We start from the raw sequence: 14084 nt of genomic DNA, 5'->3' as shown, positions 1-14084 counted from the left end.
ATCAAACCTCATAAAACGTCAATATAGCTTTTGAAGCCATCTTGGTTGTATATCGATTTCTTCAATAAATCCTCAAGAAGATCTCCAACTACCTCATAACCGTCCTCGCCTTTAGCAAGATCTTTTAAATCAATATCACCCACTGCATTCACCAATGCAGTCAACTCTCCCGGTTTTCTCTTTATGGTGTCTAATAAACTTGTAATAACCTTTTCAATGTCCTCTTGCGAGGTCCGGCCATCAAACTGAAGAAAATTCATAATTTTTGACTGGTCTACCTGAAAAATCACATTATTATCTGCATCCACTGTCTTAATAACTGCAGCCTTCAAATTCGAAGCTATGTCTATAAACATCTGGCCACGTTTGCCTTTTTCCGGATCCAGAACCACTCGCGTAACATTACCATTGGCATCGGTCACTTTTGTTCTTGTCACCGTCCATTTAAAACTCATCCACAAATAGTCAGATATCTTTTCCGGTGTTAAATCCCAGGCTTTGCTTTCCAGGTTAAACAACCGCCCACCTTTACTGAACACGATATCCACCCGGCGTTCAAATTCGCCTGATGCCAGGTTAAATACTTTACGAACTTCAAGCCCTTCTATACGGACACCAGCAATCTGACTCAGTTTTCGGATCGTCATGATCACTTCTGTGGCTCCTATGGACTTTTTCACTGACGAGCCATTTTTCGCTTCTAGTCCAAGCTCTTTCAAAACCCGAATCAGGCCCGACTTGGCTTCCGGATTAAACTTGCCAGTGTCTTCCACCAACGTAGCCAACTCTCCAATTTCCCTGAAAAATGCATCCAATACATCTACACCCTCTGAATACTGATCTCTCAATCCACCAAAATCTGTCATACTACGGGTGCAGTGATAACGGCGAAATGCCCGCATGATCTCATCCGATTCATCGGCAAGGTGATAGGCAACAATCTGTGCAGTAATGTAAGAACTTTTCTGCTGTTTAACTGTCGTTCTAAGATCATCGGTAGATAAATTTTTATAGTCCTCACCAAGCCTACCTATAACCTCACGAATATGCTCCTTAGCCTTGAAGGCACTTACATCATTGGGCACTTTGGCGAGAATATCATCCTCAATCTTAATCAAAAGCTGCAAAAACCTTTTAACAGACTCGTCGCTATCGAGCCGTTTGGCGAGATATACGGCATGGACATATGTAACAAATTTGAAGTGGTTATCATCATTCGGAACGGGCCGTTTGACAATCACATTGTATTCTGAGGGTATTGAGCAAGCCGGAAATGACATTCCGGCTTGAATGGCTTGCTATTTAGGCATCAGTGCCCTGCTTTGCTTTCCTGTTGGCAGGTCTCCGGTGCCAAACTGATAACGCTGTAACGATCCTGGGCATAAGGTGATAGATATGGAATTTCTCCACCTTTACCGGTGGTAGCATACAGATAATCGGCCAAGTCCTGACCAACACTGAACTGGTTATTTTGAATAACTTCCTGGGAGCGTGCACTGTAACTTTGTGCCATTTCGGGGGTGCTGCCATGAGAGGCTGTCAGGTCACCGGGCTCTCCCTGCAGTTGGCAGCTTGCGTCGGAGAACCAGACTGAACTGTCGCGGATTTCCAGTCCACCTTCGCGAAAGTCGCGCATCAGGGTGTTGATGAAGTAGGACATATCATCTTTTTTTGCCGCAGCTTCAGCAGCATTGTTCAGCACCATGTTATTTTCGAACAGAATACGTCCTCCTACCCGTACACTGAGAATATCTTTGCGGTAGCCGTAGAAAACGTTATTAAACATATGCGCCTGACCTCTGCGCATCAGTGGCACCCGGCGTAACGTATCGAACTTCTTATCGCTGTAATACTGATCAAGGGTCACAAACAGGTTGTTATGCATGGTAGCTTTTATCTGTTCATTGATGGTTCGGCTGTCACTGGAGCCCATGAGTCCGGCACGCTTTACATCGATCAGTTTGTTGAAGGATAAGGTGATGTCATACGCCCCGACTTTAATATCCCAGGCTGAATCACCTGTGGTATCAAAAGTATTCTGGTGAATCCAGATGTTATGGGACTCACCAGTAGAACGGATCATATCGGGGTCGAGGTTGTGGTCTTCAGTATGACCGGCACCGCGAAATTCCATATTGGTGATGATCACATTTTCGGATATATGAGTTGATGTCCCTTTACTGTCGCTACCAATCGAAAAACCGTTAAACAACATATACGCATTGGCGCCACGACCATCGATAGTGGTATTGGAGTCAATCATGCGATTACGAATAGGCAAGGATGCGTCATTCAAACGGTCGTTATAAAATGTTGCCAGGCAATTGTCCGTTGAAACGTTATGATTTTCACACCACAGTTTCGGGTTCTGGCACTCTGCTTCAGAGGCATTGTCAAGTGCGGCCAGTACGGCATTGTCAGAGCAAAACAGACGATGCAGGGAAATATCTGTTTCTTCAGCAAAATCACGCTTATCAAATACTATCCAGTTATAGTCTGAACTGCTGATGGCATTGAACAGCTGTTGTTCAACTGTCTCCGATGTATTTTTGTGAATGACAACCAGATGACTACTTCCATTAGCATCATAACCGCCAGTGGTGTTTTCGCCAAAACCTACAGGCCGCCCAAGGCTTTCAGACAAGCAGGCGACTATTTCCTGATCAGATTGCAACGCTGATTCCCGCCAGTTAATCGCGGGATTTTTGATAAGCTCTTCACACCCGGCGGTCACGGAAGGTGTTTCCTGATCACCATCGCCGTTATTGCCCGTATCATCGCTTCCACTGCTGCCATCGTCCGGGTTATTGTTATCATTTTGATTATCTTCGGCATCAGAACCAGAACAATTACCTGGTGAAACGGTCGAACTCAGTATCTGAATATAATCAACATTTGGCAAACCACCCTCTGTTGTTGCTTTTAAAGTAATGGAGTTGTTGCCTTTGTTCAGAGACAAAGAAACCTCGCCGGAGTCAACGTATTGGCTCCAATCGCCAGTGGTTCCAATATCCAATAAACTGACCACCGTGCCATTCACCCAGAAATTACCTGGACGCGCTTCATTATTACGATTGGCATACCGGATTTTTACCGCATAGCTACCGGCTTCACTGGCGTTCACAGACCAACGAATTTCGGCGCCGTTTATATTATCGGTATTGGCATACCCCATACTGGTAAAGCCGGTATGTTCTTTTTCTATCTGTCCATCCAGGCCACAAAAACCATCTTCGTTTTCCTGGATAATAAGACTCTCAGTTACGTTGCTACCGGAATTATCTGCGGTGTCGATGTCAGCGTCGGTTGATGGAGTGGAATTGGTATTATCGATACTTGATTCAGTATCATGTTTGTCGGTGGTTGAAATTTTTATGGATGTTTCTTCTCCACCACATGCCGTTAACAGCAACACACCGGAGATAAATAACAAAGGTTTGATCATAGTTCGATTGCCTGTTGAATGATTGGAGCAAATACCGTGTTCATCAGATGATTTTTTACGTGAGAGTCAAATATGTCAGTGTGATCCCGTTGAGGATTACCCGGAATAATGGGGTAGTATTTTAAAAATACTGAAACCCGATGCAGTTGACATGATGGATTCCACGCTGAATTCTGAATTAGGGATGACATCAATATCAAAATCGAAGACTAAAGTGATGCCATAACTGTTGGAAATGTGAGGAACATCCCGAACAAACAGGTATGGGTATATGGTTTAGTGAACATCCAAACAGTTTATGATACGAATTTATTCATTGTGCGTAGGCTCACTATTTACCGACATCTTTTGGTTTATGATGGGAAATCTTTTTCGCTTTGAATGTAAATTCCCATGACTGGTCTGCCAAACAATCTGAGTCCCCGAAAATCTCCCGTCCAACAACGGTCTCAAATTACGTTTGACGCCATTCACATTGCCACAATCCAAGTACTGGCGTATGAAGGGCTGGATAAATGCACTACAACCCGTGTTGCAGAACGAGCCGGTGTTTCAGTCGGTGCCTTATACCAATATTACCCTCATCGCAGTGCGTTGCTTGCGGCGGCATTGTCACGAAATTTGTCGACGTTAGTGAACATTATTGAACGTTGCTGCGAACAATTGGAAGGCGTTCCATTAGCGGAAATGATCAGAGAACTGGTCGACACTTTTCTGGCAGCCAAGTTCCGAAACAAAGTGGAAACCAGGGCCTTGTATGCCATTTCGGTTGATCACGGCGGCCCTGTATTAATTGAGGAAGCAGGACGACGCATGGATGCAGCTATCGCCCGAATGCTTAAAACCGAGCCTGAAAGTATTGTCCGAGATCCAGCCATAGCCAGCACAATCATTCGTATTACGCTGTCAGGAATAACAAGGGCCGTGCTGACCGGCGATGCTCCTTCAGAACTGGAACAGCACGTTAATCAGCAGTGTATGAGATTGATTTTCAATTACCTGTCAGATAGCAGAATAGTGCCAAACCTCTAATGGAACAGCGCGCTGTCTAAAGTCTTACGACAACAAGTTTTTTTACTCCATTTATTATTTTAATAGACATCAGCAGGAATCAGGCTTGCTGTCTCTTGGTATCAGACAGTATATTTGCGCCCTTTAACAATACCGACCCTATCAGAATCAGATAAGGACCCGGCTAAAGCGGAGTGATATAGGCACTTTTATGCCGAATCATTCAGTAGTCGCAATAGAGGGATGAGTACTGGATACAATGTTATCCATCAGAAAATATCTGTTCCACTCTCACAACCTCCTATCCGGATGAATGACCTTTTGCGGGAAAGGTCCTGCCTTATCATCAATTCAGGTCACATCAACACATTGGAGGAAACATGGGCAGTCAAACAGATGCAGTCTTTCAGAGTTACGGCAGAAGCTGCAATAAACCGGTTTTTTTTGAAGATTTTTATTCGATCTTTGTCGGTAAATCGCAAGAGATCAGGGATATGTTCCGTAATACGGACATGCAGGCCCAGAAATCCCTCCTGCGCAGTGGCATATTAGTGTTAATTATGCATGCCCGTGGCATGCCTGATACCAAGGTGAACGCGCTGGGAAAAAGCCATAGCAGAAAAGCACTCAACGTACATCCCCGTCATTATGCACATTGGCTGGATGCCCTGATGGAAACACTTGATCGTCATGACCCGGAATTCAGCCCGACGCTGGAGATGGCCTGGCGCAATACGCTGCAACCGATCATAGATAAAATTTCCGGAATGTATGAAGATTAGTGAACACCTGTTTTGCATATAGCCCAGCCTCACAGGAAGGGCTTCCGGTGATTTCCTGGTACTGGTCTTACGGCACTCCTGTCAGATCAGATTCTATCTGTGGCATTCCAAGTTGATAGCCTGACCCGCCTGAATTACTAAAACGTCGCTGAACGGAGTAAACTGCGGCGCGCATCAGGATCTTGCCTATTCACAAAGGTCCCGCACGCAGTTCTGTCTATGCCAGTATGTGAAGGTTGTTATGAAGTGGTTGCTCTACCGACGGTTTAAAAAATGGATTTGGTTATTAGCCTGCTGGACGGCCATGACTGCTGTCATCATAACACTGGACACCCTGTATCCTGTCGATTTGCAATCGCGCTCACTGAGTCAGGCAGTGTTGGCGGAAGACGGAACCATCTTAAGAACCTTTGCAGACGATAACGGCGTCTGGCGCTATCCAATCACGCTGGACCAGGTCTCTCCGAACTATCTGGAAGCACTGCTCACTTACGAAGATCAGTATTTTTACAGTCACCCCGGCATCAATCCAGCGGCACTGGTGCGGGCCATCTGGCTCTGGTTACGTAATGGTCATATTGTCTCTGGAGGCTCCACGCTGACCATGCAGGTGGCCCGGATTCGCTATCCGGAACCTCGTACCGTTAGCGCTAAACTGAAGGAAATTATCCGGGCTTTGCAATTGGAATGGCATTACAGCAAAGATGACATCCTGACGTATTATCTGAATCACGCGCCTTTTGGCGGAACCATCGAAGGTATTCAAGCGGCTGCATTCAGTTATTTGGGCCACTCGGCCGAACACCTGACCGATGCCCAGGCAGCATTGCTGGCAGTATTACCACAGGCACCGAGTTTTTACCGACCTGACCGTCATCCTGAACGGGCCCGTCAGGCACGTGACAAACTCATGCACCGGCTGGTGGTACTGGGGCAATGGTCACCTGCACAGTTTGAGGATGCAGCGATTGAAGATGTCCAGGTCAGCAATTTGCCTCGCTATCAAACCGCGCCACTATTAGCCAGAAGACTGGCAAACCAGTATCAGGACCAGAACATACAGACCTTTATCCAGGCACAATGGCAACAACAGGTTGAAGAATTGCTGCGAGGGTACGTCCGTGGTATTGGTCAGCAGGTGTCTGCAGCTGCATTGGTCGTGGATAACGACAGCGGCAAGGTCAGGGTTTATGCCGGTTCTGCTGATTTTGAGGATGACAAACGCTTTGCCTATGTCGACATGGTACAGGCCATCCGTTCACCCGGCTCTACCCTGAAACCATTTATTTACGGTATGGCACTGGATCAGGGCCTGATCCACAGCGCCAGCCTGCTGATGGATGTTCCATTACGATTTGGTGATTATCAGCCTGATAACTTCAATGGCGGCTTCAGTGGTCCGGTTTCGGTCACAACGGCATTGCAAAAAAGCCTCAATATTCCGGCAGTACAGGTCATGGAGCGACTTAAGCCAGTATATTTCTTCTTGCAGATGAAGCAGGCTGGCATTGAACTTCAGCTGCCGGGCAATGCACGACCCAATCTCGCGGTGGCACTTGGGGGCGTAGGTACCCGACTGGAGGATCTGGTATACGCTTATACCAGTCTGGGTAATAAAGGAAACGCACGTAGCCTGCGCTTTTCGACAGCAGACAGTGCATCTCAACAACCGCTGCTTAGTGAAGGAGCTGCCTGGATCATCCGCAAAATCCTCTTTGACAATGAAGCCAATGTTGCCGGCTTGGCAGTAAAAACCGGTACCAGCTACGGCTTTCGCGATGCCTGGGCCATTGCGGTCAGTCAGCATTACACGCTTGGTGTCTGGATAGGACGTCCCGATGGCACACCAATGCCAGGACATTACGGACAAGTCACGGCGGTGCCGCTGTTAAACCTTATTTTTCAACGCCTCAATGATCAGCGCCCGGTACCTGCCATGCCTGACAGTGTCACAGAGACCGATATCTGCTGGCCACAGGGAGAATGGGTGACGCAGGACTGTGAGCAGCTTAAACGCGCGTATGTACTTGAGAACACGATACCCACCACCTGGTATAGTACTCTGGCACGGCAACGCGCGTTTGTCGGTTCGGATTTTCTGTATTGGCAGGCCAAAGACAGTGGCCTGAGAGTCACTCCGGACTGTCAGATACCTGCGCTCCAGCAGACTGTCACTGTCTGGCCAGCTCCGCTCGAACATTGGCTAAGTCCCGAATTACAGCGCGATAGCCGTATTCCGGTCTGGGACCCGCGCTGCCACAGCCCCGGTACACTGCTGCAACAGTCCGTGCTACAGATTCGGGGTGTGGATGATCAGGATGCTTTCCAGGTTCGCCAGAACCAGAATATTCAAATGGATCTTTATGCCCAGGGAGGCGATGCGCCGTTTTATTGGTTTCTCAATGGGAGTCTTTTGCCAGAGACCGGGCGCAGGATACAACTTAAAGACTTGTCATCGGGCATTTATCAATTGACTCTGATGGATCAGACTGGTGAAACTGATCGGATCGAATTCAATGTTCTGGTGAGATAACGGAAATTAGACGACAAAAGTACGATATTAGCTAACGCTTAAAAATGGATACCATCATAGTCTCTTGCAAAGAGGCTATTGAGATGTCCCACCATTATTCCAGTCATAACACTCTGCAGAATGCCGAATATACCGACGTTGACCTCCACTCAACGGAGTTTATCAGCAACCCGTTCCCTGCCTATCAGGCATTATTGCAACAGGGATCAATCTATCAGTCACCCTCGGCAACAGAATACTATGTGGTAAGACCAAGTCAGGTTGAAAGAATCCTGAAAGACAACAAAACCTTCTTATCGGATCGCACCGGTTCTTTCGCAGCAAAACTTTCTGAGGGTCAGCATGACCAGGTACAGCCGTTGCTCAATTCTCTCGCCAAATGGCTGTTGTTTCAGGACCCTCCCAAACATATGCCTCTACGCAAGATTGTAAATGCCTCCCTTAGCCACAAACTGGTTAGCAGCCTGGAGCCCGATATTCGCGCCATCACCCGCCAACTGGTCACAACCATGGTGACAGAACAACATAATGACCTCGTCAACAACCTGTCGTATCCACTACCAGCGTTGGTGATTGCCCGGCTATTGGGCGTTCCGGCTGAAGATATTTTACTGGTGAAAAAGTGGTCGGATGACATCGCCAGTTTTACCGGAGCGCAGTCCGGTATCGACATTGCCGAAAGAGCTAGAGCCAGTGTAGTGGAGATGTCTGATTATCTTCAGCAACTGCTGCACTCCACAGAACTGATCGAAAACACTACCGTGTTGGGCAACCTGACTCAGTTCCGCCAACAAAATGATGAGTTTACCGAAGAGGACCTGATCGCCAACTGCATTATGTTATTGTTTGCCGGTCACGAAACCACCACTTGCCTGATCAACAACCTTTGGATACAGCTACAGCAACATGACAGCCAGCGCCTGGACCTGATCCGCCACCCTGAACTGATCTCCAGTGCGGTGGAAGAAGGATTACGTTATGACGGTGCAGTTCATCGCTTGGGACGCTTTATTAAGAGTGATACCGAAATAGACGGTATCCAGTTACAACAGAATCGTATGATCTATGTGTTACTCGGTGCGGCCAATCGAAGCCCAGAGCTTTGCGAAAGACCGGACAAGTTTGATATTCGCAGAAAACCGGTTCGTAATTTTGGTTTCGGTTTTGGTCCGCATCTATGTTCTGGCGCGGCACTTGCCAGACTTGAAGCCGAGATAGCCACAGAAGAATTGCTAAAGCTGATACCGGAGGGCCATGTTATGGAAACACCGGAATACCATAGAAACCTGGCGCTGCGCTCGGTGAAATCGTTAAAGATTAAAATTTGAAGAACAGGCGGGTAGAACAACCGCCTGCTTTGAATCAGGAAGACTTATTGATCAATATGTCTGCAAGTAAACCACGCCGATCGCATCGATACGTGAGCCACTTCTGCCTTTAAAACCTACAATTTGGAACTGACCATTTCCGGTATATAGGAAACCGGAATCACCACCAGAGCCACCAACAGACAGAGTTCTGCCCATGTTTGTTGTGATGGTCAAAGAATCCACTTCAGAACCCGACTTCCCTGAAACCTTACTAATGTATTCACCCGACATGAAGTTCAGGGTCTTACAAGAGCCGCCGTTACCACCATGTTTGCCGTAACTATAAACATTGCCAGATCCGTCAATGTATACCACTTCCACGGAGTCAACCAATCTTCCACCACACAGCGTGACCCGATCAAGTTGTAAAAAATCATTTGGGGGGTTATCGAAAAAAGCAACCCCACCGCCGCCGCCAGAATTACCTGCTTCAAACTGTGCTGCTATTGCGCCCGCTGAAAAGCAGGTCAGCATCATCAATAATAACTTCTTCATAAACACTCCTTGATTTATACACACGAATTTTAATTTTTTATGACATTTCCATCGATTACGGTTGATATTAATCTCTCATTCCATTGAATCAAAAAATAATAACCATCAATGACTGACATCTAACATCATACTATCTGATGAATTTCTTTGATTTGGAAAATATTCTATTTAAAACGTACTCATTTCGTTTTTTATGGAATTACTTTTATCCAATTCAGAATTTGAATAAATTTTTTCTTTTTAACAACAGTAACGGCAGTAATACCAACCATTCGATCCCACCGTGACTTCCACTAGCCGACTCTTTATTTTCAGCAGTTACGGTTTTGCCGATTGCGTTGATTTCATTGTCACTTTCATCGTAAATACGTAGTGTAACGAGATAATCTCCAGATTTTTTATAAACATGCTTACCTTTATCTTCAGTACTGCTATCGCCATCACCGAAGGTAACTTTCGATATAGCACCTTCCGGATAAATACTGGCTGACGTATCAAAACTCAGCGTCAGGCCTTCAACATGTAACTTCAGGTCAGGGATACTGTTGTCAAAACTCGCTGAGATAGTTACAAGGTAATCTTCGACTTCACCATTCGCGTCTGAAGCAGGATAGTTTGAACACGGATTGATCGTATCTATTTTTGAATACCCAAATAGCTGAAGTACCCTCATACGAGTTGTAAATGGTTTGTCCTTTTTGATTGTCGGTACCTGGAAGTAACCTTCCACATAACCATTCCCCTGATCATCGTTGGTATGGTCGTAAACCTTTAAAACACGTTCGGATTTGTCCGTTTTCCAATGGCCGTCACCAAACTGACCATCACCATTCAAGTCTATCCATACATGGTAATTTTCAGCATACGGTCCGCCTTCTATATAACCGGACTCTATTCGATAACTTACCTGCTCACCGGCCACCAGACGAATGGGAATATCCGGATTCACCAAGCCACCTTCCGCATCACTGTCAAACGCCTGACCATTAATAATTATCCGCTTTATCCATTCACTTTCAGCATCAAAAATCGGCTCACAGTATCCATCGGGATCGCCAGTATCAGGTGAATCATTATCAATGGTCAGCTCAACAGTAACGCTTTTACTGACCCATGCAGAGGTATCCGCACTTAGATATTTAATGGACAAAGTAACCGAATAGGGGTTGTTCGAGGGCTTCGAATAGACATGTATGATCGATTGATTAAGAGAATCGTATTCTGATTCCTCGCTGACTTGGCCATCACCGAAATCCCAACGCAACAGCCATTTGCCATGATTATCCCCCGGATCAACCGTATTGTTCCTGAAGACCACCCGATAACGACCATCATCCTGACGCTCAATGCTCTGAACATAAAAGTTTGGATTAAACCCTATCGAGACTTGTTGCTGACTCGTTGCACCCGACGGGTTATCTTCATTCGTCAACGTCAACGTCACATCGTAGAGCCCGTCTTCGACATAATCATGACTTACCTTGTTCTTGTTATCCTTATCAGTCGTACCATCCCCAAAATCCCAATGGATGGTAGTCCCCTCCGGCATCACGCTGTCCGATGCATCGAACTCTACGGTCTGATCATTCGCGTCGAACTTGATTACTGGTTGGGTGACTGTGGTAAACGCAATGGTTTCATCCCATCGCCCCACTTCCGATCCATCACTGGCTTTCGCAATCGCTGTGACCTGATAGCTGCCGCTGCGCCAATAATCGTGGGTGGGAGACTTCTCATGACTGCTACCGCCATCCCCAAACTGCCAATCCCAACTGGTCACACGATTGTCTTCAGTCAGGTTGCTAAAGTGCACCTTATTTGTCCGATGCTCTACCTGGATGTTGATATAACTGGATGCTGCATCGTCCCAGCGCAAGGTATAATCCTGAATACTGGCACTCCTGATTTGATCGCATGGCAATCGATCAAACAATGCAAACGAGACAATGATCCTGACCCGATAATCCTGACCCGGCTCACCGGTAAAGGCCAATACTCCTGACAGTTCATCGACCGCACTGCCTGCATACATTTGCTCCGAGGCAATACTGAACTGACCATCCCGATTTTTGTCCAGCCAGATTTGCACTCGTTTGGCATAGTCCGCTGTATTGCTATGTTGACCCATCTTAAGAGCATAGAATACTTGTTGCCCAACCGGCACCATAACCGCTTGATCACTGTAATCCCGATAACTGATCTCCGCATCACCGTTGGTGACAAACTCCGTATTATTAAACATCACAGACGACGCATAATATTGTTCCGGATCTGTGCCCGAGACGCTGCAATAATGCTCGACCACATCAACGGGTAACCAGACCGTATCGGTTTCACCGTCGTTCATCGTCACCGTCAATCGGACATTGTAGTGTCCTGTTTGAGCATACGTGTGGGTGGGACTGTGTGTCGTACTGACCTGACCATCACCAAAGTCCCACTGCCAGGTAGCATCATTGGCCGCCAACACTTTGTTTTCATACCGGGATTGATTGCTAAAACTGACAGTCAGAAAATGAATCTCGCGCTCAAAACGGCTTTCAACACCTTGTTGGTTCTCCAGGTCAAGTTGGATACCCACACTCGCGAAAGCCTTACGGATCTGATTTTTGAGAGCATTTTTACTCCAGACCTGACCATCCGGTCCCTTGACACCATCGGCCTGCATCGCGGTCTGAACCACACTCGGGGCCCAACGCACAACACAGTCAGCGGCCTGCTGAAACGTACTCGATGCCACCCAGCAGTTTTGGTTCGCTGTGGCAAAGGCCATAAACGCGTATTGGGTATTCCAGTCACCGGCAACCGGTTGTGCTTCGCCACCATTCGTGGCCAGCAGATAAAAGGCTTTATTAAAAATACCGGAGCCATAATGGGAATCCAGGGCATCGTAGTAATCGTCAACGTGTCCTACGGAATCACCATCGGCCGTTGGATCCTCAAAATACCGCAGTGCACCACTGCCCTGATAGGAATCATAATTACTGCGCCAGTCGTTCTCACCGTTCAGATAATACTCTGCGGCTTCTCCGGCCATATCTGAAAAGGCTTCGTTGATCGCTCTGGCCTCTCCGTTCAACATCATCTTTGCGGGCTTGCCACTGCCATACCCCAAGGTATAGCCATGGGCGATTTCATGCGCCACCACATCCAGGGCCACTAGCGGATAAAAGAGATATTCACCATCCCCATAGTGCACCTGACCTTCGTCATAAAATGCCTGGTCGTAATTGTTTCCATAATGAACGTATTGCTTAACCGCTTCATGGAAGTAAGGTTTTTGACCCAGATAACGTTCAAACATCTCGATGGTCACTTGTCCATGGTAGTGGGCATCGTTCAATGCCGACTTGGCGGTATTCGTCAGCGCTTCCGTATGACGGTTCTCAGCATTGTCGCTGCCACAGTCATAGCGATGGACATTCTCGGGCAGGTTGCTGGTTTTATGCTTGGCATCAAAGGTTTTCAATTTGCCACTCAGCTCCATGGCACAGGCGTCGTTCTGTTTTTCCACTACAAATGTGCGCAGGTCTTTCACCGATTGGCCACTGACATCTCCGGCCACAAACGCATAATCCGCCTGTTCAACTTTTTCGTTACCACCTGGCCCCGATCCTGCGGCCTGATAGTGCATTAGAATATTGGCTTCAGACAACGTGGATCCGGTGGTCGCATTCAGATACACGCGCATTTTTTCGGGCGCACTTATGCCCTGAAGCAGATCGGTAAAGAAGATCAACTGAATCGCATCGTGGGCCTGACCTTGTGGGTCGATATAGACACCCTGCTTAACCGTTTTATGATCAAAAAACCGGGGTTCATCGTGATAGCGCTGATGGATATATGCCTGGGCATGAAGATCCATCTGTTCTTCTGTCAACACCTCTACATCACCCAAATCTGCAGCCAGGCTGCGAACCAATTGACCATACCCTTGCACCACGTGACCGGATGAAGTGGTGATCACCGCAATGGTGTAATCAAATACCGGCAGGCCAAGATACTGAAGTTGATAGCTGAAACTGTGTTGCTCACCGGCCTGACTGTGGCCTTGTTCGACCAACTGCGCATCGTCATCGAGATTCAACTGACGATGGAGCATTTTTGCCAACGCACTGCCATCATCGGCAGTCACAGATTGAGAAGAGGAACGTTTAAACGTGGAGACAGAGGGAGAGGATAATTGATCAAATACTGATACAGGTTCAGCTGAATAAGCTGCAACACTGCCTAAACCCAATAACAGGCCACTCAACAGCCTTATATTCCTGAACATGCTTGCTCCTTAGTTTGACGGGCAGACCGGTCCTGATGGTTCAGAAGACCGGGGTCCATTACTTAGTATTACTTCAGGCTTATTGTCAGCCTGACAAGCTCATAATATCCGTGCCAATTCTGTTTCGGCCAAAGCGGCAGGCTATTAAATTATGTGTTAGATATTGAATCCT

8 protein-coding genes are annotated in these 14084 nt (G+C 47.0%); 4 read left to right on the top strand and 4 right to left on the bottom strand.

What is annotated here, in order from left to right:
- Positions 1-8 precede the first annotated feature (8 nt).
- The gene (locus YC6258_RS03450; protein ID WP_144407544.1) at positions 9-1241 is read right to left on the bottom strand and encodes a hypothetical protein; all 1233 of its coding nucleotides are present in this window, start codon (positions 1239-1241) and stop codon (positions 9-11) included.
- Positions 1242-1309: 68 nt separating this feature from the next.
- On the bottom strand, positions 1310-3445 hold the full coding sequence (locus YC6258_RS03445; RefSeq protein WP_052830030.1) for a pectate lyase family protein: 2136 nt from the start codon (positions 3443-3445) through the stop codon (positions 1310-1312).
- 393 nt (positions 3446-3838) lie between these two features.
- Between YC6258_RS03445 and YC6258_RS03440 the strand changes: the two genes are divergently transcribed.
- From YC6258_RS03440 to YC6258_RS03425, 4 genes are all read left to right on the top strand, one after another.
- Positions 3839-4477 (top strand): TetR/AcrR family transcriptional regulator, encoded by a 639-nt coding sequence (locus YC6258_RS03440; protein WP_044615810.1) that lies wholly within the window; start codon positions 3839-3841, stop codon positions 4475-4477.
- 359 nt (positions 4478-4836) lie between these two features.
- Positions 4837-5238, top strand: a complete 402-nt coding sequence (locus YC6258_RS03435) for a globin (protein ID WP_044615809.1) — start codon at positions 4837-4839, stop codon at positions 5236-5238.
- A 304-nt stretch (positions 5239-5542) separates the two neighbouring features.
- Positions 5543-7771, top strand: a complete 2229-nt coding sequence (gene pbpC / locus YC6258_RS03430) for a penicillin-binding protein 1C (protein ID WP_044615808.1) — start codon at positions 5543-5545, stop codon at positions 7769-7771.
- Between the two features lie 83 nt (positions 7772-7854).
- Positions 7855-9099 (top strand): cytochrome P450, encoded by a 1245-nt coding sequence (locus YC6258_RS03425; RefSeq protein ID WP_044615807.1) that lies wholly within the window; start codon positions 7855-7857, stop codon positions 9097-9099.
- A gap of 51 nt (positions 9100-9150) precedes the next feature.
- Here YC6258_RS03425 and YC6258_RS03420 read toward each other — a convergent pair whose 3' ends face one another.
- Entirely contained in the window at positions 9151-9636 is a 486-nt protein-coding gene (locus tag YC6258_RS03420; RefSeq protein WP_044615806.1) for a jacalin-like lectin, read from the bottom strand.
- A gap of 214 nt (positions 9637-9850) precedes the next feature.
- Entirely contained in the window at positions 9851-13912 is a 4062-nt protein-coding gene (locus YC6258_RS03415; RefSeq protein WP_044615805.1) for a PKD domain-containing protein, read from the bottom strand.
- Positions 13913-14084 lie beyond the last annotated feature (172 nt).

The organism is Gynuella sunshinyii YC6258 (assembly GCF_000940805.1).
In the GTDB taxonomy this organism is placed as follows: domain Bacteria; phylum Pseudomonadota; class Gammaproteobacteria; order Pseudomonadales; family Natronospirillaceae; genus Gynuella; species Gynuella sunshinyii.
The sequence above is the reverse complement of the archived record's forward strand: the minus strand, read 5'-3'. Positions and strand labels throughout refer to the sequence as shown.